Source organism: Kribbella sp. NPDC051936 (assembly GCF_040680955.1).
In the GTDB taxonomy this organism is placed as follows: domain Bacteria; phylum Actinomycetota; class Actinomycetes; order Propionibacteriales; family Kribbellaceae; genus Kribbella.
This window is the reverse complement of record NZ_JBFAXS010000015.1, coordinates 92,437-116,084: the sequence shown is the minus strand read 5'-3', so window position 1 is coordinate 116,084 and position 23,648 is coordinate 92,437. Positions and strand designations below refer to the sequence as shown.

The 23,648-nt window shown below is 69.0% G+C and carries 19 protein-coding genes; 12 read left to right on the top strand and 7 right to left on the bottom strand.

Going from position 1 to position 23,648, the window contains the following annotated elements; genetic code table 11:
- The first annotated feature begins 92 nt into the window (after positions 1-92).
- The 5 genes from mtrB to AB0L64_RS39470 all read left to right on the top strand — a co-directional run bounded on the left by mtrB (position 93) and on the right by AB0L64_RS39470 (position 6,727).
- Positions 93-1,769: an MtrAB system histidine kinase MtrB gene (mtrB, locus tag AB0L64_RS39490; protein WP_359935360.1), complete on the top strand. Its 1,677-nt coding sequence runs from the start codon at positions 93-95 to the stop codon at positions 1,767-1,769.
- Positions 1,766-3,529 carry an LpqB family beta-propeller domain-containing protein gene (locus AB0L64_RS39485; RefSeq protein ID WP_363718091.1) on the top strand — a complete coding sequence of 588 codons (1,764 nt, stop codon included), beginning with the start codon at positions 1,766-1,768 and terminating at the stop codon, positions 3,527-3,529. The genes mtrB and AB0L64_RS39485 overlap by 4 nt, the downstream gene beginning before the upstream one ends.
- Before the next feature lie 201 nt (positions 3,530-3,730).
- Entirely contained in the window at positions 3,731-4,312 is a 582-nt protein-coding gene (locus AB0L64_RS39480; protein WP_363718090.1) for a phosphoribosyltransferase family protein, read from the top strand.
- Between the two features lie 216 nt (positions 4,313-4,528).
- The gene (gene raiA / locus AB0L64_RS39475; RefSeq protein WP_359935366.1) at positions 4,529-5,155 is read left to right on the top strand and encodes a ribosome-associated translation inhibitor RaiA; all 627 of its coding nucleotides are present in this window, start codon (positions 4,529-4,531) and stop codon (positions 5,153-5,155) included.
- A 186-nt stretch (positions 5,156-5,341) separates the two neighbouring features.
- Complete coding sequence (locus AB0L64_RS39470) at positions 5,342-6,727, top strand: ferredoxin reductase family protein (protein ID WP_363718089.1); 1,386 nt, start codon at positions 5,342-5,344, stop codon at positions 6,725-6,727.
- Between the two features lie 3 nt (positions 6,728-6,730).
- Here the strand turns inward: AB0L64_RS39470 and AB0L64_RS39465 are convergent, their stop codons facing one another.
- Entirely contained in the window at positions 6,731-7,546 is an 816-nt protein-coding gene (locus AB0L64_RS39465; protein WP_363718088.1) for a serine protease, read from the bottom strand.
- 213 nt (positions 7,547-7,759) lie between these two features.
- On the opposite strand from AB0L64_RS39465, the gene AB0L64_RS39460 reads away from it, so the two are divergent.
- The 3 genes from AB0L64_RS39460 to AB0L64_RS39450 all read left to right on the top strand — a co-directional run bounded on the left by AB0L64_RS39460 (position 7,760) and on the right by AB0L64_RS39450 (position 13,210).
- Positions 7,760-8,980, top strand: a complete 1,221-nt coding sequence (locus AB0L64_RS39460; protein WP_363718101.1) for a crosslink repair DNA glycosylase YcaQ family protein — start codon at positions 7,760-7,762, stop codon at positions 8,978-8,980.
- Positions 8,981-9,168: 188 nt separating this feature from the next.
- Positions 9,169-12,144, top strand: coding sequence for a preprotein translocase subunit SecA (secA, locus tag AB0L64_RS39455; protein WP_363718087.1), 2,976 nt, complete (start codon positions 9,169-9,171; stop codon positions 12,142-12,144).
- A 109-nt stretch (positions 12,145-12,253) separates the two neighbouring features.
- Complete coding sequence (locus AB0L64_RS39450; RefSeq protein ID WP_363718086.1) at positions 12,254-13,210, top strand: nitronate monooxygenase; 957 nt, start codon at positions 12,254-12,256, stop codon at positions 13,208-13,210.
- On the opposite strand, the gene AB0L64_RS39445 is transcribed toward AB0L64_RS39450, so the two are convergent.
- Genes AB0L64_RS39445 through AB0L64_RS39420 form a run of 6 tightly spaced genes read right to left on the bottom strand, consistent with a single transcriptional unit; the run spans position 13,174 to position 19,294 of the window.
- A complete protein-coding gene (locus tag AB0L64_RS39445) occupies positions 13,174-14,475 on the bottom strand; it encodes an alpha-glucosidase/alpha-galactosidase (protein ID WP_363718085.1) in 1,302 nt (433 codons plus the stop codon). The genes AB0L64_RS39450 and AB0L64_RS39445 overlap by 37 nt on opposite strands.
- Positions 14,472-15,407, bottom strand: a complete 936-nt coding sequence (locus tag AB0L64_RS39440; protein ID WP_363718084.1) for a carbohydrate kinase family protein — start codon at positions 15,405-15,407, stop codon at positions 14,472-14,474. Before AB0L64_RS39440 ends, AB0L64_RS39445 begins: the two co-directional genes overlap by 4 nt.
- A 7-nt stretch (positions 15,408-15,414) precedes the next feature.
- Positions 15,415-16,227 carry a carbohydrate ABC transporter permease gene (locus AB0L64_RS39435; RefSeq protein ID WP_363718083.1) on the bottom strand — a complete coding sequence of 271 codons (813 nt, stop codon included), beginning with the start codon at positions 16,225-16,227 and terminating at the stop codon, positions 15,415-15,417.
- A complete protein-coding gene (locus AB0L64_RS39430; RefSeq protein ID WP_363718082.1) occupies positions 16,224-17,147 on the bottom strand; it encodes a sugar ABC transporter permease in 924 nt (307 codons plus the stop codon). The genes AB0L64_RS39435 and AB0L64_RS39430 overlap by 4 nt, the downstream gene beginning before the upstream one ends.
- Positions 17,147-18,445, bottom strand: a complete 1,299-nt coding sequence (locus AB0L64_RS39425) for an ABC transporter substrate-binding protein (protein WP_363718081.1) — start codon at positions 18,443-18,445, stop codon at positions 17,147-17,149. The genes AB0L64_RS39430 and AB0L64_RS39425 overlap by 1 nt, the downstream gene beginning before the upstream one ends.
- A gap of 33 nt (positions 18,446-18,478) precedes the next feature.
- Positions 18,479-19,294, bottom strand: coding sequence for an endo alpha-1,4 polygalactosaminidase (locus AB0L64_RS39420; RefSeq protein WP_363718080.1), 816 nt, complete (start codon positions 19,292-19,294; stop codon positions 18,479-18,481).
- A 274-nt stretch (positions 19,295-19,568) separates the two neighbouring features.
- Here AB0L64_RS39420 and AB0L64_RS39415 point away from each other — a divergent pair, with 274 nt between their 5' ends.
- From AB0L64_RS39415 to AB0L64_RS39400, 4 genes are read left to right on the top strand one after another with little or no spacing between them, the layout of a single operon-like run.
- Positions 19,569-20,588, top strand: coding sequence for a LacI family DNA-binding transcriptional regulator (locus tag AB0L64_RS39415; RefSeq protein ID WP_363718079.1), 1,020 nt, complete (start codon positions 19,569-19,571; stop codon positions 20,586-20,588).
- Positions 20,589-20,600: 12 nt separating this feature from the next.
- Positions 20,601-21,869, top strand: a complete 1,269-nt coding sequence (locus AB0L64_RS39410) for an extracellular solute-binding protein (RefSeq protein WP_363718078.1) — start codon at positions 20,601-20,603, stop codon at positions 21,867-21,869.
- Positions 21,866-22,765 carry a sugar ABC transporter permease gene (locus AB0L64_RS39405; RefSeq protein ID WP_363718077.1) on the top strand — a complete coding sequence of 300 codons (900 nt, stop codon included), beginning with the start codon at positions 21,866-21,868 and terminating at the stop codon, positions 22,763-22,765. The genes AB0L64_RS39410 and AB0L64_RS39405 overlap by 4 nt, the downstream gene beginning before the upstream one ends.
- Positions 22,765-23,583 carry a carbohydrate ABC transporter permease gene (locus AB0L64_RS39400; protein WP_363718076.1) on the top strand — a complete coding sequence of 273 codons (819 nt, stop codon included), beginning with the start codon at positions 22,765-22,767 and terminating at the stop codon, positions 23,581-23,583. Before AB0L64_RS39405 ends, AB0L64_RS39400 begins: the two co-directional genes overlap by 1 nt.
- Positions 23,584-23,648: the final 65 nt, after the last annotated feature.

Genomic DNA, 23,648 nt, shown 5'->3' with positions numbered 1-23,648 from the left:
GCGACCAGGTGGTGGACCCCGGTCACGAGGTGCACACCGGTCAGATCACTGATCACCGGAGCGGGCAGCCGTCGGCACCTCCCGAGCAGGAGGTGGCCGAGTCCCGCGGGACGGAGCTGGAGCTGACAGCCGCCGCGGCGGATTGGGCTGCCCAGCCGCAGCCGCTGTGGCGTACGCACCCCAAGCACTGGCCCGACATCTGGCGGCGGTCCATCCAGGCCCGGATCGTCACCGGCACCCTGCTGATGTCGACACTGGTGCTGATCCTGGTCGGCTGGGTGATGATGAGCCAGGTCACCGACGGCGTCCTGGAGTCGCGCCGGATGAGCGCCCAGGCCGAGGTGCGCGCCCAGCTCCAGCAGCTGTCCGTCAGCCTCGACGCCGCCAACCCGAACCTCGTCAACCAGCAGCTGTCCGAGCTGGTCCTCGGCTCCAACCGCCCGGGCCTGTACGACGTCCTGCTGGTGCCGACCGACCAGGCGGCGTCCAACGCGATCCGCTACACCGGACTGGTCAACAGCGACTCGATCCCGCAGCCGCTGTCCTCGTCCGTGGTGAGCGACGGCTCCAAGCTCTGGGACACGTACACGCTGATCAACTATCGCGACAGCCCCAGTGTCCCGGGCCTGGTGATCGGTTCGCAGATCCGGATCGACTCGACCGGTGACAAGTACGCGATCTACTTCCTGTTCCCGCTCACCGCGCAGCAGGAGACGCTGGACGTCGTCCAGCGCGCCCTGGTGACCGCGGGGCTGTTGCTGATCGTCCTGCTCGGCGCGGTGGCCTGGCTGGTCACCCGGCAGGTCGTGACGCCGGTGCGGATGGCCCGCCGGATCGCCGAGCGGCTGGCGGCCGGCAAGCTCGAGGAGCGGATGCAGGTCCGCGGCACCGACGACCTGGCCCGGCTGGCCGTGTCGTTCAACAAGATGGCGTCCAACCTGCAGCGCCAGATCCGCCGGCTGGAGGAGCTGTCGCGGCTGCAGCGCCGGTTCGTGTCGGACGTGTCCCACGAGCTGCGGACGCCGCTCACCACGGTGCGGATGGCCGCCGACCTGCTGCACGAGAGCCGTGACCAGTTCGACCCGATCAGCCGCCGCTCGGTGGAACTGCTGCAGAACGAGCTCAACCGGTTCGAGGAGCTGCTCGCCGACCTGCTGGAGATCAGCAGGTTCGACGCCGGAGCGGCCGCCCTGGACCTGGAGGACGTCGACCTGCGCGACATCGTCAACCGGGTGCTGGAGAACCACGAGACCCTGGTCCAGCGGAAGGGCTGCGAGGTCCAGCTGGACATGCCGCGCCCGTGCCGGGCCAAGGTGGACTCCCGCCGTATCGAGCGGATCCTGCGGAACCTGATCGGCAACGCGATCGAGCACAGCGAAGGCCTGCCGATCCGGATCAGCACGGCGTACGACGAGGAGGCCGCCGCGGTGGCCGTCCGCGACCACGGCGTCGGGTTCCGGCCCGAGGAGGCCGAGATGGTGTTCAGCCGGTTCTGGCGGGCCGACCCGGCCCGGGCCCGGACCACCGGCGGCACCGGCCTCGGCCTGTCGATCGCGCTCGAGGACGCCCGGCTGCACGGCGGCCGCCTGGACGCGTGGGGCTCGCCCGGCGACGGCGCATACTTCCGGCTGACGCTGCCGCGCCGCCCGGACGTGGCGCTCACCGGTTCGCCGCTGCCGCCGCGGCCGGCCGACGCGACCCGCGTGGTCACCGAGCTCGTCGACGTCGGCGCGCCGTACCAGAAGCTGAGCGGCGGTGAGGAGCGATGAGGCGCAGGCTGGTCGCGGCCGTGCTGGCCGTGGTGATGCTGGGCGGCTGCGCGGCCGTGCCGACCAAGGGCACCATCCGCAACGGCGAGCGGCAGGGGCTGGCGCCGGACCTCGGCGGCGTCGGCGTCGAGGCCAAGCCGCCGCGGGCGAACGTCGGCGACATGGCGATCGTCAGCGGCTTCCTGGAGGCCATGTCGGACTCCCAGGCGTACGACGTCGCGCGGCAGTACATGACCCCGGACGCCGCCGGGGAGTGGCGGCCGGAGTCGCAGACCGTGGTGTACGAGCAGAGCGCCGACTCGCTGACCCGGAAGGCCGGCGGCATCCAGTTGACCGCCCGCAAGATCGCGACCATCGGCGCGCGCGGCGAGTGGATCCCGGCGAAGGCCGACGAGCCGGCCGACTTCTTCTTCAGGCTCAAGAAGATCGACGGACAGCTCCGCGTGGACACACCGCCGCCGGGGGCGTACCTCGGCAGCAACCAGGTCGACCTGAAGCTCGCATCCCGGGACCTGTACTTCTTCAACCAGTCCCGCGACCTGCTCGTACCGGACCAGGTCTGGCTGCCGCAGAACCTCCCGTCCGGCCAGGCCGCGACCCAGCTCGTCCAAGAGCTGCTGAAAGGCCCGACCAGCCGGCTCGGGAACGGCGTGGTGTCCATAGCGCCGCCCGGCACCGAAGTGCAGGTTTCGGTCCCGGTGGACCTCGGTGTGGCCACGGTGGCGCTGAACGATGCCGCCGTCTCGCTCCGCGACCAGGATCGGCGGCTGCTGGCGGCGCAGATCGTCTGGACCCTCAACCAGCTGAACCTGCGGGCCAAGATCACGGTCGGCGGCGCACCGCTGCTGCCTGACGACCCCGAGGTCCTGCCGTTCGCCAACTTCAGCCCGTACGACCCGCAGGTGCCGGCCGGAACGGCGACCAAGCTCTTCGGCCTGCTGAAGCAGAAGCCGCACCGGATCGTCGGCCTGGACGGGGCGTCGGACATCGCTGCCCAGCCGCTGAACGCCGGGCCACTGGCGCTGTACAAGGCGCAGTCGCTCGCGGTGACGCTGGCAGGCGACGCCGGGGCGATCGTCACCGCCGACGGGAAGTACCTCGTCTACGGCAAGCTGGACCCGGGCGACAAGGACGTCGACCAGGCGAAGATCGACCTCGACGGAAAGACCCTGCCGCCGAGCTTCGACGACCAGGACAACCTGTGGTTCCTGGACCGGGCCGACAGCGACCACCCACGGCTGCGGCTCCGCAACCACGACGGGCCGCTCGACGTCATCGACGCCGACTTCAAGGGCGACACCCCGGTCGCGCTGCGGATGGCCCCCGACGGCGTACGGGTGCTGCTCGTGATGCAGGCGGCCGGCAGCAAGCAGAACTACGTCCAGACCGCCGCGATCCAGACCGCTCCCGACGGCAAGCGCCGGGTGCTCGGCGCGTTCCGGCCGCTCCGGCTGGCGCTGACCAACATCACCGACGCGGCCTGGAACAAGCAGGGCATCATCGTGATCGGCTCCGGCGGCAACGCCAGCTCGGCGCGTCAGGCCTGGCTGGCCAGCCCTGACGGCTCCAGCCTGCAGTTGCTGCCCGGGTCGTCGCCCGACTTCGTCCCGCAGCGCGTCGCGTCGAACCCGAACAAGGACACCCTCCCGGTGATCCAGGACGACACCGGCCGCATCCACTGGCTCAGCAAGGACCTGATCTGGGTCTCGCCCGACCCCGGCGACATCCAGGGCCCGATCGAGCCCACCTACCCCGGCTGATCCCGCTGCGCCAACCTCTGGCGACAGCGGGTTGTCCACAGGGACGCGTGGGCCTGGTTGCGCGGGACCGGAGAAACCGGGGACCGTGAGGTGGTGCGGGGGTGGGACGGGGTCGCGGACCTGGTGCTGGGCGGGCGGTGCGCCGGGTGTGAGCGGCCGGGAGTCACTCTCTGTGGTGGTTGCCGTCGGCTACTGACGGGGATGACTCCGTTCCGTGCCTGGCCGGACCCCAGTCCGCCCGGGCTGGCGCCGCCGACCGCCGCCGCGCCGTACGCCGGGGAGCTCCGCAACCTGATCCTCGCGCACAAGGAGCACGCTCGCTACGCCCTGGCCCGGCCGCTCGGCCGGCTGCTGGCCGACGTCGTACGGACCGCGCTCGGGGACCGGCAGGCGGCGTGGGTGTGTCCGGTGCCGTCGCCGCGGGCAACCGTCCGCACACGGGGGCACGACCCGCTGCTGCGGATTACGAAAGCTGCCGTCAGATCCCTGCGCAGACAGGGAATCGACGCTCGCACGGCCGGCGCGCTGCGGGTCGTCGGGCGCCCCGACGACCAGGCCGGTCTGTCCGCGGAACGCCGGACCGCCAACCTGGACGGGGTTTTCGGGGTGCGTTCGCGCTGGGCTGAAACGCTGATCGATCAACCGGTCCTGCTGGTGGACGACGTGATCACCACCGGATCCACGCTCACCGAAGCCTGCCGCGCCTTGGAATCCCGGGGAATCCGGGTGCTCGGCTGCGCGCTGCTGGCCGCGACCGCGAGACACCGGACGTCTGGTTCATGAGAACTTCCCTACCGGTTTTCGCCGAAGCCGACTAGCGTTGGCCTATGACACCCGCTAGGGCTTGTCGGGCAGTGGAGTGGCGAAGGACCGGATCAGCCGGATTCCTTGCCACCGGGTCCGACGGGTTCGACAGCGGGTGTTCTCGTTTCGGGCACCGTCACCACGAGCACGGGGGTCCGAACACGTAAAAGAAGTCGCCGATCGATGGAGGTTTCCGTGGACGTCGTTGTCAAGGGTCATCACTGCGAGGTCAGTGACCGCTTCCGGCAGTACGTCGAGGAAAAACTCGAGCGAATCGAGAAAGTCGATCATCGGGTACTGCGGTGCGAGGTGGAAGTCAGCCAGGAGAAGAACCCGCGACAGCACGATCGGGCGATGCGTGTCGAGCTCACCATGTACACCAAGGGTCCGGTGGTCCGCGCAGAGGCGTGCGGCGAGACCAAGCAGGCGGCGTTCGACGTCTGCCTGGACCGGCTCCGGTCCCAGGTCCGCAAGGCGGCCGACCGGCGCCGGGTGCACCGGGGTGAGCGGACGCCGGAAGGCCTGCGGCACGTGAACGCGAAGCAGCCGGTTGCCGGCAACGCACCTCTAGTGGAGGAACCAGTCGCCGAGGACGAGGTGGCGACGCACAAGTACGGATCTCTCACGGTCACCGGCGACGGTCCGCTGGTGATGCGCGAGAAGACCCACACCGCCAAGCCGATGACCCTGGACCAGGCGCTCTACGAGCTCGAACTGGTCGGGCACGACTTCTACCTGTTCGTCGACGCGGACGAGAACCAGCCGAGCGTCGTCTACCGCCGTCGCGGCTACGACTACGGCGTGATCAGGCTGGCCGTCTGAACCGTTCGCTCGTTGGTGGCGAGCCTCGCGAGATTCGGGAGGAGATACCGCAGCCGCGGGCCGGGCAAACCCGGTCCGCGGCTTTTTTACGCCTGATTGACGCTCGGTGCGGGAATGCCGAATCGGTCAGCTCCTGGCGACCGCTTTTCCCTTCCCGGCCCGCGCGCGACAGCGTAGTTTCCGAGGGTGCGGAAGGAGTCCCTCGTCCCCGGAAGCCGGGCCGCCATGGTCCGGCACCGCGTCTCGGCGCGGCTGCACGGTCCGCTGTCGCGATTCGCGTGGTTCGTGCTCTACCTCGACGTGCTGGTGATTCCCCTGCTCCTCGCCTGGGGAGCGATCGGGGTCGCGGAGTCGGATACGGGTGGGGCGATCGAGCTCAGCGCCGGACTGGTCGCGTTCTCGGCGCTGGTGGTGGCCGTCGTCCTCCCCGCGCGGCTGCCGTGGCTGATCTCGTCGTTCGGGATCGAGACCATCCTCGCGGTGCACCGCTTGATCGCGAAGATCGCCGTCGTCCTCGTGGTCGTACACCTGGTCGCAGTGCTGGTCTTCGATCCGCGCCATCTGTCGATCCTCGCGCTCTGGCACACGACCTGGGCGGCCCGGGCCGCGGTCACGTCGACGGTGGCGCTGGTGCTGATCGTCGTACTCGCGCTGCGGCGAGTTCGGCGCCAGCCACGGTACGAGGGCTGGCGGCTGCTGCACAACGGGCTGGTCGCGGTGGTGCTGGTCACCGCGTGGCTGCATGTCTGGTGGCTCCGGCATCTCGTGTCGCACGCGCTGCTGGCCGCCTGGTTCATCCTCTCCGGACTGCTCGTGGCAGGGCTGGCTGTGCGCCGGTGGATCGTGCTGCCGATGCGCGCCCGCCGGTACGCCTACGTCGTGGCTTCGGTGCGCGCGGTGCCGGGCGACGGTGTGACGCTGGTGATCCAGGCGGACGGGCATCCTGGGCTGCCGTTCGTCGCGGGACAGTTCGTCTGGCTCAAGATCGGGTCGACGCCGTTCGTTTTCGAGGAGCATCCGTTCAGCATCGCCTCGACGGCCGAGCACCCGGACCGGATGGAGTTCACCATCAAGGCACTCGGGGACTTCACCGAGTTGCTCGTCGGCCTGCGACCCGGCCGGCGCGTCTTTCTGGACGGTCCGTACGGCGGCTTCACCATGGCGGGCCTCGACAGCGCGCCGGGGTTCGTGCTGATCGCGGCCGGGGTCGGGGTCACGCCGTTGCTCAGCATGCTCCGGACGATGGCCGACCGCGGCGATCAGCGTCCGGTCCGGTTGATCCTCGCGGCCCGCCGAGAGAGCGAACTGATGCTGCTCCCCGAAGTGGAGGAGGTCCGAGCACGGCTGCATCTCAAGGTAGTCAAGGTGGTGAGCGAGCCCGGACCGGAGTGGACCGGTGAGACCGGGCGGATCGATCACGACGTGCTCAGCCGCAATCTCCCGCGCCGGTACCACCGGCTCCACTATTACCTGTGCGGCCCGCAGCCCATGGTGACCTCGGTCAGCCACGACCTGGCCGCACTCGGTGTTCCGCTGCGCCGGATCCACACAGAACGCTTCGGCTCGGTTTAGGCCCTAGCTGTCGATCTGCTGCTGCAGCTCCGCCGCGTACGTCGCGACCTCGGCGTACACGCCCGGGTTGCCGGCGTCCGCGCAGCCGATGCCCCAGGACACGACACCGAACAGGCGGCCGTTCAGGACCAGCGGGCCGCCGGAGTCGCCCTGGCAGGAGTCCTTGCCGCCCTCTTCGTACCCGGCGCAGATCTCGCCGTCGGCCGTGTAGCCCTCGCTCGCGTACGCCTTCTCGCAGTACGCGTCGCCGAGGACCGGTACGTCGACCTTCTGGAACGTGGCCGCCGGGCCGGTGCCCTCGGTCTCGCCCCAGCCGTACACGATCGAGGCGGCGCCGGCTGCGTCAGCCGCCTTGTCGGTCTCCAGCGCCAGCGTGTCGACACCCTCGAACGGGGTCGCGAGCGTCATCACGGCGACGTCGTGGCCGGGCGACTTGCCGTACTCAGGGTCCACCCAGATGCTGCTGATCTTCGATTCCTTGCCGGTGGACTTGTCGGCGAGGTCGTCGCGGCCCTGGATCGCTGTGTACGTCGACGCGGCCTCGGTGGAGCAGTGCGCCGCGGTGACGATCTTGTTCGCCGCCACCAGCGTCGACCCGCAGTACTCACCGGTCGGGTCGGGGGAGTTGCTGTTCGACAGCTGGATGGCCCACGGCGTGTCGGCGGTGTGGGCGATGGCGCCGCCGACGATCCGGGTCTCGGGTCCGTCCGGCGACTGCGCGGCCGACGCGGAGCCTGCTACGGCCACCGCACCGAGGGACACCGCGGTCAGTACGCCGGCCGCGAGGGCAGCGCGGACCACCTGCTTCTTTCCTGTCATGCCTCACTCCAGGGTGATAGGGGCCGCACGGGCGGACGGCCTCCTGGCAGGTTCTCCCGAACACCATGCGTAGCGCACCTCCCACTTTCGGTAACTCCGGAGTTATGCCCACGGCTCCAGAGCCAACCTTGAGCCCGCCTCAACCGGTTTCGAGCCGTCGAAATGGTTGGTGGGTGCCCAAGGTGGGGGGAAATGTCGGTGGGTCCCGGCACAATGCGGGACGTGACTACTCAGGTGCTGTCTACGGCTCAGGCGCGACGGGTCGCGCTGGCGGCGCAGGGGTTCATGGACCCCCGGCCGAAGGGCGTTCCCGACGCGCGGGCGCTGTCCCGGGTGCTCGGCCGGATCGGGCTGATCCAGATCGATTCGGTCAACGTGCTGAGCCGCACGCAGTACCTGCCGCTCTACTCGCGTCTCGGGCCGTATCCGCGGGAGCTGCTGGACCGCGCCGCCGGCAAGGCCCCGCGCCGCCTGGTGGAGTACTGGGCGCACGAGGCGTCGCTGATCCCGGTCGAGACGCATCCGCTGATGCGCTGGCGGATGGCCCGCGCGACGACCGAGGCCTGGGGCGGCCCGCGGTCGATCGCGAAGGAGCGGCCGGACCTGATCAAGCAGGTGCTCGCCGATGTGCAGACCCACGGCCCGCTGACCGCCCGCGAGATCGACGACGACGTGGAGCGGGCGCGGGACAACTGGGGCTGGAACTGGTCCGACGTGAAACGCGCCCTGGAGTTCCTGTTCTTCGCCGGGGAGATCACCGTCGCCCGGCGCAACCAGCAGTTCGAGCGGCTGTACGACGTCCCCGAGCGGGTGCTGCCCCGCGCGGTGGTCGACACGCCGACGCCGACGCTCGACGAGGCGCACCGCGGGCTGGTGTCGATCGCGGCCCGGGCGCACGGGGTGGCGACCGCGCAGTGCCTGCGGGACTACTTCCGGACCGCGCCCGAGCCGACGCTGCAGGCGATCGCGGAGCTGGTCGAGGAGGGCGAGCTGCTGCCGGTGCAGATCGACGGCTGGAAGCGCCCGGCGTACCTGCACCGCGACGCCCGGCTGCCGCGCCGGGTGAACACCCGGGCCCTGGTCAGCCCGTTCGACTCGCTGGTCTTCGAGCGCACCCGGACCGAGGTCCTCTTCGACTTCCGGTACCGGATCGAGATCTACGTGCCGGCCGAGAAGCGCATCCACGGGTACTACGTGCTCCCGTTCCTGCTCGGCGACCGGCTGGTCGCGCGGGTGGACCTGAAGGCCGACCGCCCCGGCGGCGTGCTGCTCGTCCAGTCGGCGCACGCGGAGCCGAAGGCGCCGGTGGAGACCGCCGAGGAGCTGGCCGCGGAGCTGGTCCAGCTGGCCGGATGGCTCGGGCTGGACCAGGTCCGGGTGGCCGGCGGCGGTGACCTTTCGCCAGCGCTCAGTGACGCCCTGCGAGGCTCCTGAGCAGATCCCGGGAACTTTCCGGCGCTCTCACGCGTGGGTCCGGTAAGGCTCGAGGCACGCTGCGGGCGTGGCTTGGCACACCCGGCCCCGTACGATGGGGGACGCACGCCTTCCCGGGAGGGGTCGGCGCGCCCTGTCGGCGTTCGGCCGCAACCCAGGCTTCAGCAGCAAGGAGTGAACTCCCCACCATGAAGGTTGTCGACAAGGTCCTGCGGATCGGCGAGGGCAAGATCCTGCGCCAGCTGCAGGGCATCGCGAAGATGGTCAACTCCATCGAGGACGACTTCGTCACGATGTCCGACGAGGAGCTGCGCGCGCAGACCGCGGAGTTCAAGGAGCGGCACGAGAACGGGGAGTCTCTCGACGCGCTGCTCCCGGAGGCCTTCGCGGTGGTCCGGGAGGCGGCCAAGCGGACCCTGCACCAGCGGCACTACGACGTCCAGATCATGGGCGGCGCGGCGCTGCACCTGGGCAACATCGCCGAGATGAAGACCGGTGAGGGCAAGACGCTGGTCGGCACGCTCCCGACGTACCTGAACGCGCTGTCCGGCAAGGGCGTGCACGTGGTCACGGTGAACGACTACCTGGCCAAGTACCAGGCCGAGTGGATGGGCCGGGTGTACCACTTCCTCGGCCTCGACTACGGCGTGATTCTGCCGGAGATGTCGCCCGCGGAGCGCCGGATCGCCTACGCCAAGGACATCACCTACGGCACCAACAACGAGTTCGGCTTCGACTACCTGCGCGACAACATGGCGGGCAGCATCGAGGACTGCGTCCAGCGCGAGCACAACTACGCGATCGTGGACGAGGTGGACTCGATCCTGATCGACGAGGCCCGGACCCCGCTGATCATCTCCGGCCCGGCCGAGGACTCCCAGCGCTGGTACGTCGAGATGGCCCGGATCGCGAACACGCTGAAGGCCTGGACGCTGGCCGACGAGGCGGAGCTGAAGCGGAAGAACCCCCGGGTCACGGACCTCGAGATCGACGAGACCAAGCGCCGGGTCGCCGACTACGACGTGGACGAGAAGAAGCGCACGGTCGCGATCCTCGAGCGCGGTATCGAGAAGGTCGAGGACCGGCTCGGCATCGACAACCTGTACGAGTCGGCCAACACCCCGCTGATCAGCTACCTGAACAACGCGCTGAAGGCCAAGGACCTGTTCCACCGGGACAAGGACTACGTCGTCGTCGACAACGGCGAGGTCCTGATCGTCGACGAGCACACCGGCCGGACGCTGCACGGCCGCCGCTACAACGAGGGTCTGCACCAGGCGATCGAGGCCAAGGAAGGCGTCGAGATCAAGGAGGAGTACCAGACCCTCGCGACGATCACGCTGCAGAACTACTTCCGTCTCTACGACAAGCTGGCCGGCATGACCGGTACGGCGATGACCGAGGCGAACGAGTTCTCCAAGGTCTACAAGCTCGGCGTCGTCCCGATCCCGACCAACAAGCCGATGATCCGGGTCGAGGAGCGGGATCTGATCTACCGCACCGAGGACGCCAAGTTCGACGCGGTGGTCAAGGACATCGTCGACGTGCACGCCACCGGTCAGCCGATCCTGGTCGGTACGACGTCGGTGGAGAAGTCCGAGCGGCTGTCCCGGCAGCTGCTCAAGGAGAACATCAAGCACGAGGTGCTGAACGCGAAGCAGCACGCGCGGGAGGCGGCGATCGTCGCGGAGGCGGGCCGTAAGGGTGCGGTCACGGTGGCCACCAACATGGCCGGCCGTGGTACGGACATCATCCTCGGCGGCAACCCCGAGTTCCTCGCCGACAAGGAGCTGCGCGCCCGCGGTATCGACCCGGCCGAGGACATCGAGCAGTACGAGTCCGAGTACCCGGAGATGCTCGAGCAGTTCGAGAAGCAGGTCAAGGAGGAGCAGACCGAGGTCCGCGAGCTCGGCGGCCTGTACGTGCTCGGCACCGAGCGGCACGAGTCCCGCCGGATCGACAACCAGCTGCGCGGTCGCGCCGGCCGCCAGGGCGACCCCGGCAAGTCCCGGTTCTACCTGTCGCTCGAGGACGACCTGATGCGGCTGTTCAAGCGCGAGATGGTCGACTGGGCGATGTCGCGGAACAACGACGACTCCCAGCCGCTGGAGAACAAGGTCGTCACCAAGGCGATCGCGTCCGCGCAGGGCCAGGTCGAGGCGCAGAACTTCGAGACCCGGAAGAACATCCTCAAGTACGACGACGTGATGAACCGGCAGCGGCACGTCGTGTACGACGAGCGCCGCCGCGTGCTCGAGGGCGCCGACCTGCGCGAGCAGGTGCAGGACATGCTCGAGGAGACCGTCACCGGCTACGTCCAGGGCGCGACCGCGGACGGCTTCGCCGAGGACTGGGACCTGGACGCGCTGTTCACCGCGATGAAGACGCTGTACCAGACCGAGCTCACCGAGGAGGAGCTGATCGAGGAGGCCGGCGGCGAGAAGGCCGGCCTGACGCAGGACTTCCTGATCGAGCGGTTCATCGAGGACGCCACCGCGGCGTACGAGCGGCGTGAAGAGCTGCTCGGCGAGGAGGCGATGCGAGAGCTGGAGCGTCGCGTCGTCCTGAGCGTGCTGGACCGCAAGTGGCGCGAGCACCTGTACGAGATGGACTACCTGCGCGAGGGCATCGGCCTGCGCGCGATGGCGCAGCGTGACCCGCTGGTCGAGTACCAGCGCGAGGGGTACGACATGTTCGCCGCGATGATGGAGTCCATCAAGGAGGAGTCGGTCGGCTTCATCTTCAACGTCGAGGTCGACGTCGAGGCGATGCGCGCCGAGATGGAGCTCGCGAACGAGGCGGCGCTGGCCGACGAGGACAGCCTCGAGGGCAAGCGGATCCAGGACATCCTCACCCCGGGCGCACCGATCGCGGAGTTCGCCGGCCGGACCACCGACGAGGAGCGGCCGCAGGACACCCCGCGGCCGCGGGACACGCCGCGCCTGCGCGCCAAGGGGCTCACCAACGAGCAGCGGCCCCAGCGCCTGACGTACTCGGCGCCGACCATCGACGGTGACGACGAGGTCGCGATGCACACCGACGCCGTCGAGGACGGCAAGCTGGAGTACGCCGGCACGCCGCGCAACGCCGCCTGCCCGTGCGGCTCCGGCAAGAAGTACAAGCGCTGCCACGGCGACCCCCAGTCGGACGTCTACAAGTTCTGACGCAGCTCCATCGACGGCCGGTCCCCATCCCGGGGGCCGGCCGTTCTGCGTCCCGCGTGGTGTGGCGCGGGACATGGTGTGGGGGCGGCGAGTGTGGTGCGCTGGGGGTATGTGGCTGACGGAGCGGTTCGGGCTCGCGGTGCCGGTGGTGGGGGCGCCGATGGCGAATGTGAGCGGCGGGAAGCTGACGGCGGCGATCTCGGCCGCGGGCGGGTTGGGGATGCTCGGCGCGGGGTCCGCGGTCTCGGCCGACTGGATCCGGACCGAGGGCGCGATCGCCGCGGCCGGCGGGGCGCCGTACGGGATCGGGTTGATGGCCTGGTCCGTCGAGGATCACCCGGAGCATCTCGAGGCGATGCTGGAGCTGAAGCCCGCTCTGGTGTCGCTGAGCTTCGGGAACTACCGGCCGTACGTCGAGACGCTGCAGGCGGCCGGGATCGTCGTCGCGACCCAGGCGGGCACCGTCGCCGATGCCCGCGAGGCGGTGGCGGCCGGGGTGGACGTGATCGTTGCCCGGGGCGCCGAAGCCGGCGGGCACGGGCGGAACGCCGTTGCCACGTTGCCTTTGCTGCAGGCGATCCTCGACCTCACCGACCTGCCGGTGCTCGCCGGCGGCGGGATCTCGGGTCCGCGCGGGCTGGCCGCGGTGCTGGCGGCGGGTGCGGCGGGCGGGTGGATCGGTACTGCGTTCCTCACCTGCGTCGAGGCGCTGACCAAGGAGCCGGCGCGGCAGCGGATCATCGAGGCGGACGAGACCGACACCGTGTACGGCACGGTGTTCGACGCCGCGTCGCGGGCGGGCTGGCCGGACGAGTTCGGCGGGCGGGCGCTCCGCAACGCGTACTACGACAGCTGGGAGGGGCGCGAGCAGGAGCTGAAGTCGGACGACGCGGGTCATGCCGAGTACGTCGACGGAACCAGCGCCGCCGACCCGGCCCGCGCGTCGATCTACGCGGGCCAGGGCGTCGGCGCGCTTACCGGTCAGCCGACGGCCGCCGAGGTCCTCGACGGCTTCGCGACGTACCGCGACTATCTGAGCGCCGCCCTCAACGGCGTGTCCAAGTAGTTGCGATGAGCAAGCACCATCTCGTCGCACAGCTCCCAGATCCGCTCGACCGGTAGCGCGGCCGCGGTCGCCGGGTCGACCATCACCGCCTGGCGGATCGCGCGCGGGTCTTGCTGGATCGCTGCCTGGACGACGAGTTCGGCGACGCTGAGGTACGACCGGTTGAGCGCCGCACACTGCGCCGGAAGCTCGCCAACCGCGACCGGCCGGAGCCCCGAAGCATCCACCAGACAAGGAACCTCGACGACGCCCTCGGCCTGCAGATTGGAGATCAAGCCACCGGTGGTGTTCGGGAGGTTGGCGTAGATGGTGCGGGAGGTGTTGGTGACGATGCTGTGGATGATTTGGGGGGCGTACTCCAGGGTGGGTTCGACGTCGACCGGATCGCCGGCCTTCAGGGCATCGCGGGTGTGTTCGTAGGACGCGAGGTTGTCCGCGACGATGTCGAGGTAAGCGCCGATCGGGAGGCGGAGGCGTTCGATCTCGGAGCTGTGTCCGAGGTACCACGGGACGTACTCCGCGGAGTGTTCGCTCGTCTCGGTCGGGTAGCAGCCGAGCCGGCGGTACATGTCCACCCGGACCCGCCGGCGTAGCTCCGGGTCCGCCGCGATCGCCGCGTCCAGCCGGTCGTACAGGTTCTCCGATCCGCGCTCGAACCGCAGCACCCACGACTGGTGGTTCACGCCCGCGGCCAGGTAGCTGACGTCCTCGTACGGTACGCCGACCAGCTCGGACAGCCCCTGCATCGTCCAGTAGACCGAGTGACAGAGCCCGACGACGTTGCGGACCCCGAGCGCCTTCAGGTACCAGACGTTCATCACCATCGGGTTGGTGTAGTTGAGCAGCCATGCGTCCGGGCAGACCTCGGCGATGTCCTTCGCGAGCTCCCGCAGGACCGGGAACGTCCGCAACGCACGGAACACGCCGCCGACGCCGAGGGTGTCGCCGATCGTCTGCCGGATCCCGTACCGGGCGGGGATCTCGAAGTCGACGTGGGTCGCCGCGTTCATCCCGACCTGCACGATGTTGATGACGAAGTCGGCGCCGTCGAGCGCCGCCCGCCGTTCCAGATGCGCGGTGATCCGCGGGACGATGCCGCGCTCCCGGGCGATGTACGACGCCGCGGCCGCGGCGGTGTCGAGCCGCTCGGGGTCGATGTCGTGCAACGCGATGTGCACAGGACCCAGCTCGAGCGCGAACAGGTCGGCCAGCAAACCCTGCGTGAACACCACGCTGCCCGCCCCGACGAACGCGATCTTGGTCATGGCGCCACACTCCCGAGGGCCAGGTCCCAGTCGGGTTGGGCAGCTGTACCGCCGGCCGCGCGCGTCGAGAGGGAGCCGCAGGCAGCCGCGATCGCCAGCGCACGCTCGGGTTTCGAGCCGTTCAGTACGGCGGCGACCCAGCCGGCGTCGAAGCTGTCGCCCGCGCCGACGGCATCGACCGTGTCCACCTTCAACGCCGGCGCGGTGATCACCCTGGTCCCGTCGTGGGCCAAGGCGCCGTCCGGGCCGTTCTTGACGACCACGTGGGTACCGCGGCGAGCCAGGCGCCGGGCCAGGATGCCGGCGGCGTCCTCGACCGAATGGTGGCCGGTGAGGGCCAGAGCCTCGGCCGCGTTGGGCAAGAAGTAGTCGGTGACCCGCAGGACCGGGTCGAGAATCATGCGGTCCCACTTGCCGGCCGGATCGTCGTTCGGATCCAGCGAGGTGGACGCCTTGGCCGCCTTGGCCTCTTTGAAGATCCCCGCCAGTCCTGCCGCCAGTTCCGGCATCAAGTAGAACGAGGCGGCATGCACATGCCGCACCGACCGAACGAGGGATGTGGGGACGTCCTCCGCCACAGTGTTCGGCAAACACCCGGGGGACGTCAGGATCGCGCGATCGTCCCCCGAGGTGAGGATGGTGGTCAGCGGCGTCGGGAGCGATGGGTCGACCACCAGCGCGTCGACATTCACGTCCCGGTCCGCGAGCGACGTACGGACGAAGTCACCGGCCAGGTCGTCGCCGACGCGGCCTGCGAAGGCGACGCGGAGACCGAGCCGGGCCGCGCCGCAGGCCATGATCGACGCGGAGCCGCCGAGGACCAGGGAGCCGCCGGGAACGAGGCGTTCCCGTTGGCCGAAGAGGATCGGCTGGTCGACGGGCCCGACGACCACGTCGGGATTCGCGTCACCGATCACGAGCAGATCGAACATATTTGTCTCAGCCTTTGAGTCCGGTGGAGGCCAGTGAGCGGATGAACGCCTTCTGGGCCAGGAGGAACCCCAGCAGCACGGGCAGGACAGTGATGACGTTGCCGGCCATCACCGCCGACCACTGGGTGTGGTGCTGTCCCTGGAACGTGGTCAGTCCGAGCTGGAGGGTGTAGGTGGAGTCGCTGTTGATCGCGATCAACGGCCAGGTCAGGTCGTTCCAGGTCGCGAGGAACGTGAGGACGGCGACGGTGCTCAACGCCGGCCGCGCGAGCGGCAGCACGATCGACACCAGGATCCGCAGCCGTCCGCAGCCGTCCAGCCAGGCCGCCTCCTCGAGCTCCCGGGGGAGCGAGACGAAGAACTGCCGGAAAAGAAACACCGAAAGCGGCGTCACCAGCGACGGCACGATGAGCGCGCCGAGCGTGTCGATCAGGCCGAGCTGTTTCATCACCAGGAACGTCGGGATCATCGTCAGCTGGAACGGGACGACCATCGTCGCGAGCATCAGCCCGAGCACGAGCTTCGAACCGGCGAACCGGATCCGCGCGAACGCGTACCCGCCGAGCGAGCCGAGCACCAGGTTCGCGGTCACCGCCACCGCGGAAACCACCAGGGAATTCAGGAACCACCGCGGAAACAGAGCGTTTCCGAGCACGTACCGGTAGCCGTCCAGCTTGATCCCGTGCGGCCACAGCGCCGGCGGAAAACGGTTGATCTCCGCGTTGCTCATCACTGAACTGACCAGCAGCCAGAGCAGCGGCAACGCGAACAGGAGCGCCAGCGGCGCGAGGACGAAGTGCCAACCGCTGATCCGCCTCATCGAGCAGCCACCCGCTTCCGGTAGAGCTGCAGGGCGACACCGATCACGAGCAAGGCGACCGCCAGGGTGTACGCAGCCGCCGCGCTGTAGCCGGCTGTGAACGTCTTGAAGGCCTTCTCCCAGATGAAGTACACGATCACTGTCGTCGAGCCGAGCGGCCCGCCCTTGGTGGTGACGAACACCAGGTCGAACACCTGCAGCGCGTTGATGGTCTGGAACAGCAGCAGGAAGATCGTCACCGGCGTCAGCGCGGGCAGCGTCACATGCCGCAGGACGCCCCACCGGCCGGCGCCGTCGATCCGCGCGGCCTCGACGAGATCGGTCGAAACCCCTTGCAGACCGGCGAGATAGACGATCACGCAGAACCCGGTGCCGCTCCACAACGAGATCGCGACCAGCAGGTACAGCGCCTGGCCCGGATCGCTGAAGAACCCTTGGGCCGGCAGCCCGACCTTGTGCAGTAGGGAGTTCGCGACACCGAACTCAGGATCCAGCACGAACGAGAACAGCACACCCTGCGCCGCGGCCGACACCACGAACGGCACGAACACCAGCGTCCGGTACAGCCCGATCAATGCGATCTTCCGGTCCAGTGCGATCGCGATCGCCAACCCGGCGACCACACTCAACGGGACGTAGAGCGCCGTGTAGATCAGCGTGTGCACGACCGCCGACCCGAACGCCGGGTCCTTCACCAGCGCCTGGTAGTTCGCCAGTCCGACCCACTGGCTCGGGGACACCAGATCGTTCACCTGGAACGACAACAGCAGCGACCACACCACGGGGACGACACCGAGGCCGAGGATGAGCACGACCGACGGACTCACGAACGCCCACCCGGTCGCACCTTCACCACGCGCCCGCCGCTTGGCGGCCCGGCTCCGCGGATCGACGGTGAAGGTCCCGACCACGCTGGCCATCAGCTCGGCACCGCCAGCACCTGGTTGCACTGGTCGACGGCCTGCTTGAGTGCGTCCGCCGGACTCTGCTTGCCCAGCAGGACGGCGGCGATCGCCTCGCCGACGTGCTGCGAGATCTGCGGGTACGTCGAGATCGTCGGCCGCACCTTCGCGGTGTCGAGCGCGGTGACGAACACGTCCAGCCCGTGGGTCGCCGCGGAATGCTTCTTCCACTCGGGCATTTCCGCGGTGGCCTTGGTGATCGGCAGGCTGCCGCCCTTGATGTCCCACTGCAGGTCCTGCGCCGGATCGGCCAGCCAGCTGACGAACTCGGTGGCGGCCTGCACCTTGGCCTTGCCGTTGTCGAAGATCGTCCAGGTGTCCGGCCCGGAGATCGTGATCGGCTTCCCCGAGTACGACGGCAGCGGGACGACGCCGTAGTCGAGGCCGGCGTCCTTCAGCTCGGGGAGCTGCCAGGGGCCGGTGGCAACCATTCCCATCCGGCCGCCGAGGAACACCTGGTACAGCTGTTCGCTGCCCGGTTTCGGGTCGACGTACAGCGACTTGTCGGTGCGCAGCCGGTCCAGGGTTTCGAGGGCCTTCGTGCCGACCGCGTCGAAGCCCGCCTTCTTGCCGTCACCGCTGACCACATCGCCGCCGAGGTCCCAGATCATCGGCCAGATCCGCCAGACCGTGTCCTCGTCGCCGACACCCGGCCAGCCGGTGCCGAAAACGCCCTTCGCCGGATCGGTCAGCTGTTTCGACGTGGCCACGAAGTCGTCCCAGGTCCAGCCTGCCGCCGGCGGCGCCACCCCGGCGGCCGCGAACAGTTTCTTGTTGTAGACCACGCACAGCGAGTCGAGCAGGGCCGGCGCGGCCCGGACCTTGCCCTTGACGCTGACCGCGTCCTTCACGGCCGGCCAGTAGCCGTCGACCTTCAGTTGCCCGGTGAGATCGGCGACCTTGGGGCTCTTGGTGAGGCTGGCGAGGTCCGACCCGAAGATGTACGCGATGTCCGGGTAGGACCCCGCCGCCAGTCCCGCGGTGACCTTCTGCAGCATGCTGTCCGCGGTCACGCCGCCACCGCCGCCGACCACCTTGATCTTCGGGTGCGACTGGTTGAACGCGGCGATCAGTGAGTCGATCGCGGCCTTGCCGAGGTCAACCTGGCCGTGCCACAGGTCCAGCGTCACGACGCCGTTCGGATCGGCTCCCTCGTCGTCGTTCTTGCCGCAGGCGCCCACGGTGCCGACGGCCGCCACGGCCGCGGCCGCGCGCAGGACGTCACGGCGGGACAGGTTTCGAGCATGCTGAGACATGACGGTCTCCAGAAAGGTGTGGACGAAAGGAGTTCAGCAGGTCTTGCGGACGTACCCGGGGTCGCCCGGGACGGAGACGTCCACATCGCGCTGCACGATCGAGAGCGTTCCGCCGTACTGCGAACACGCTGTCCGCCGGCCGCTGTCGGTGTACTCGATCACGATCACGTTGTTGCCAAAGGCATCGACGTAGTCGCCGCACTCGTCGTACTGGCCGCATTCCTCGGCGACTGCGAAGTCGAGTCCGACGGCTGTCCGCGCGCCGGCCAGTTCGACTGTGTTCTTCTGGCCGATCGCGAGGTTCTTGCTGTGGGCGTGGGTGGCCAGCAGGGTCAGGTACGCCTTGGCCTGCCCGGCGGTGAGGAGGTTCTTCGAGCGCGTGTAACTGTCGTAGTTGTCCGGCTCGATCGCCCGGTAGCCCTTGGCGGCGCAGCCGTCGATCCAGCCGTTCACCTTGGCGGCGATCCGGGTCCGCTTGTCGGCGGTACGGAGATCGAGGAGCGGTTCGCCCCAGTCCTCGTCGATCACCAGGTTGCCCTTGGCATCGCGGAGCAGCAGGTCGGCGGCCCACTGGCCCTGTTCGCCCGGCTGGACCTGGAAGGCGTTGACGTAGCAGATGTTGTAGAGGCCCGCGGCGGGCGCGGCGGTCCGGTCGCGGGTGACCACCTGGACGCCGGCAGGTGGGGTGTACGCGCCGCCGATCTGGTAGTCGAACTTCGCGTGTGCCGGCGGCAGTGTGACGGCCGCGTCGGCGGCGGTTCGGGTGAGGGTGGAGGCGGTGATGGTGACGGCGACTGCGAGGGCGGTGGCCGCGGCTGCTCCGAGCAGGCGGCGGGTGAGTCTGGACACGATTGCTCCATCGGTCCCGGGGACGCGACCCCGCCTCGGGTTTCTCACCACCCTGGCGCCGGAAAACCGGACTTCAGGCCGTCGGCCTGGTACCGGCTGGGTGCGTCGCTGCCGACCAGTCAATCCCTCGCCCGCCGCGGCCGTCAAGCGATCAGCTGCAAACGAGTGCGCGGAACTGGCCGCAGATTGCGGTACTGCGCATCGATCGAGATCTTGACAGCCTCGGTTTTAACCGGTTTAGATGCTCTTTAAACCGGTTTAAAGGAGATCTCGGGTGACCAAGCGACCGACAATCGCGGATGTGGCGCGCCGGGCCGGCGTGTCCAAGGGATCGGTGTCGTTCGCGCTCAACGGGCGGCCGGGGCTGGCGCAGGCGACCGTGGACAAGATCCTCGCGGCCGCCGACGAGCTGGGCTGGCGGCCGAGCAACCGGGCGCGGTCGCTGTCGATCTCGAAGGCGTTCGCGCTCGGCCTGGTGATCACCCGGGATCCGGCCGTGCTCTCGTCGGACCCGTTCTTCCCGGCGTTCATCGCCGGGGTCGAGAGCGTGCTGTCGACGCAAGGCCAGGCCCTGGTCCTGCAGGTGGTCGCCGACGGCTCGGAGGCGGACGGCTACCAGCGGCTCGCGCAGGACGCGCGGGTGGACGGGGTGTTCCTGTCCGACCTCCGGCACGACGATCCGCGGATCGAGTTGCTCGTCGAGCTCGGCCTGCCCGCGGTCACGCTGAACCGGCCGGACGGCGAGTCGCCGTTCCCGGCGGTCACCCTCGACGACCGGCCCGGCACGAGGGCGGTCGTCGAGCACCTGGTCGAGCTCGGGCACACCCGGATCGCGCACGTCGCCGGCCAGCCCGCGTTCGTGCACGCCACGGCCCGCTCCACGGCCTTCGTCGAGGCGCTGGCTGCCGCCGGGCTGGAGCCGGTCGCGGTCGAGAACGGCGACTTCACCGCGGCCGGCGGTATCGAGGCGACGCGGCGGTTGCTCGCGCTGCCGCAGCCGCCGACCGCGATCGTCTATGCGAACGACCGGATGGCGATCGCCGGTCTGGGCGCCGCCCAGGCCGCCGGCCTGACGGTGCCGGACGACCTGAGCATCGCCGGCTTCGACGACAGCGAGCTCGCCGAGTACGTGCATCCCGGTCTGACTACGGTCCGCGCCGACCCGTTCCGCTTCGGCGAGACAGCGGCCCGGACCCTCAACCGGGTCGTCGACGGCGAGACCGACGTACCCGACGTCGAGCTCCCGCCCGCGGAACTCGTCGTACGACGCTCCACTGCTGCACCCCCTGCCTAGGAGGAACCCCCTATGAAGTTGCAAGCTGGACTGCTGGCCGTCGTTCTGGCCGGCTCGCTCGCCGCGTGTGGGAGCGGCGGTGACGGCGCTGGTGACGCCGACGCCGCGGCCAAGGCCCGCGGACCGATCACGATCTGGTACTCGAACAACGCCGAGGAAGTGGCCTGGGGCAAGCAGATGGTCGCGGCCTGGAACGCCGAGCACGCCGACCAGAAGATCACCGCGCAGGAGATCCCGACCGGCAAGTCGTCCGAAGAGGTGATCGGCGCCGCGATCACGGCAGGCAACGCGCCGTGCCTGATCTTCAACACGTCACCGGCGTCGGTGTCGCAGTTCCAGAAGCAGGGCGGACTGGTGCCGCTGGACGCGTCCTACATCGAGGAGCGCTCCGGTGACGTCGCCCAGCAGTACAAGTCGCCGGACGGCAAGTACTACCAGCTGCCGTGGAAGTCGAACCCGGTGATGATCTTCTACAACAAGAAGGTGTTCGCGAAGGCCGGCATCACGAACCCGTCGCTGGCCACCTACGACGAGTTCCTCGCGACGTCGCGGAAGATCGTGGCGTCGAAGGCGGCGAAGTTCGCCATCTACCCGGCGCCGAGCAACGAGTTCTACCAGTCCTGGTTCGACTTCTACCCGTTGTACGCGGCCGAGAGCGGCGGCAAGCAGCTGGTGGCCGACGGCAAGGCGACGTTCGCGTCCGACGAGGGCAAGAAGGTCGCGCAGTTCTGGCGAACGATGTACGCCGACAAGCTGGCGTCGCCGGAGAAGTACACCGGGGACGCGTTCGTGGACGGCACCGCGGCGATGGCCGTGGTCGGTCCGTGGGCGATCGCGACGTACAAGGGCAAGGTCGACTGGGGCGTCGTCCCGGTGCCGACGTCCGCGGGCAAGCCGGCCGCCGAGATTCACACGTTTTCCGACGCCAAGAACGTCGCGATGTACTCGGCCTGCAAGAACCGCGGGACGGCGGCGGACGTGCTGAAGTTCGCGACCAGCAAGGACCAGGACGGCAAGTTCCTGGCCGCGACCGGGCAGATGCCGCTGCGCAAGGACGTCGCCTCGGCGTACGCGGACTACTTCGCGAAGAACCCGGACTACAAGACGTTCGCCGACCAGGCGTCGCGGACCGTCGAGGTCCCGAACGTGCCGAACTCGATCACGATCTGGCAGACCTTCCGCGACGCCTACTCCAAGTCCGTGATCTTCGGCCAGGAGGACGTCGGCCAGGCCCTCGACGGCGCCGCACAGAAGGTCGACCAACTCGTCAAGCAGTCATGAGGTCGCGTGGTCCGCTCGGCCGGATCCTCGGTGAGCATCCGGTCGGGACCGCGTTCGTCACGCCGTACGTCGTTTTCCTGGCCGCGGTGTTCGCGTATCCGCTCGGGTTCGCGGTGTACATGTCGTTCCACGACTACTTCTTCGCCGCGCCCGGCGCGATCGTGGACCGGCCGTTCGTCGGGTTCGACAACTACGTGGCGGTGCTGTCGGATCCGGCGGTCCGGCGGGCGTTCGGCAACGTGCTGGTCTTCCTGGTGATCAATGTTCCGCTGACCGTCGTGCTGTCGCTCGGGCTCGCGAACGCGCTGAACGCGGCGATCCGGTGGCGGACGTTCTTCCGGGTCTCGTACTACGTGCCGTATGTGACCGCGTCGGTCGCGGTGGTCGGCGTCTGGCTCTTCCTGTTCAACTCGAACGGGCTGGTCAATTCGGTTCTGGGGCCGTTGGCTCCCGATCCGTCCTGGCTGGTGAACTCGTCTTTGGCGATGCCGACCGTCGCGATCTACGTGACGTGGAAACAGCTCGGCTTCTTCATCCTGCTGTACCTCGCCGCGCTGCAGAACGTCTCGAAGGACCTCTACGAGGCGGCGGCGATGGACGGCGCCGGGCGGTGGAAATCGTTTCTCAACGTGACTGTTCCGGGGGTGCGGCCGGCGACCACGTTGGTCGTGCTCGTCGCGACGGTGACGGGCGCGAACCTCTTCACCGAGCCCTACCTGTTGACCGGTGGCGGCGGACCGGACGGAGCGTCCGCCTCCCCGGTGCTGATCATGTACCAGCGCGGGATCGAGCAGGGGAATCCGGATATCGGGTCGGCGATCGGCGTGCTGCTCGTCATCGGGGTGCTGGTGCTCGCGTTGCTCGAGCGGCGGTTCGTCGGGCGGGAGGAGGACTGATGAAGCTCAAGTTCGTCGCGCTGCTGATCGGTGCGTTCGTCTTCCTGTTTCCGTTCTACTACATGCTGATCGGCTCCCTACAGGCCGAACCGGATCCGACGGTTTCCGGAGCATTTCCGTCACCTGGCAACCTGACCGGCCACAACTACGGCGAGATCAACAAGGCCATCCACCTCGGCCGCTCGCTGCTGAACTCCGGCATCTTCACCGGCGGGGTCATCCTCGGCACCCTCGTGTTCGGGGTCCTCGCCGGCTACGCGCTGGCTCGGCTGCGGTTCCGCGGCCGCGCGCTCGTGTTCAACCTGATGCTGCTCATCCAGGTGGTGCCGTTCCAGCTGCTGACGATCCCGCTCTACGTGCTGATCGTGCGCAGCTACGGCCTGGCCGACAGCTATCTCGGGATGACCCTGCCGTTCCTGATCAACTCGACCGCGGTCTTCGTGTTCCGGCAGTACTTCCTGCAGTTGCCGGCCGAGCTCTTCGACGCCGCCCGGATCGACGGTGCGTCGGAGCTGGGCATCCTCTGGCGGGTCGCCGTACCGCTGGTCCGGCCCGCGCTGCTGACCGGCGTGCTGCTCACGTTCATCGGGCCGTGGAACGAGTTCCTGTGGCCGTTCCTGATCACCAAGCAGCAGGATCTGCAGCCGCTCGCGGTCTCGCTGTCGAACTACCTGACCACGGTGTCCGCCCGCGCCGCGAACCCGTTCGGCGCCGTGCTTGCGGGCGCCTGCGTGCTCGCCGCGCCCGCGGTCGCCCTGTTCATCGTCTTCCAGCGCCGGTTCATCTCGACGAACCTGTCGTCCGGCGTCAAAGGCTAGTACTGCAGTGTTGATTTTCTGAAAGGGCTTTCCGTGACTGTTCCTTACACCCTTACCCGTGTCGG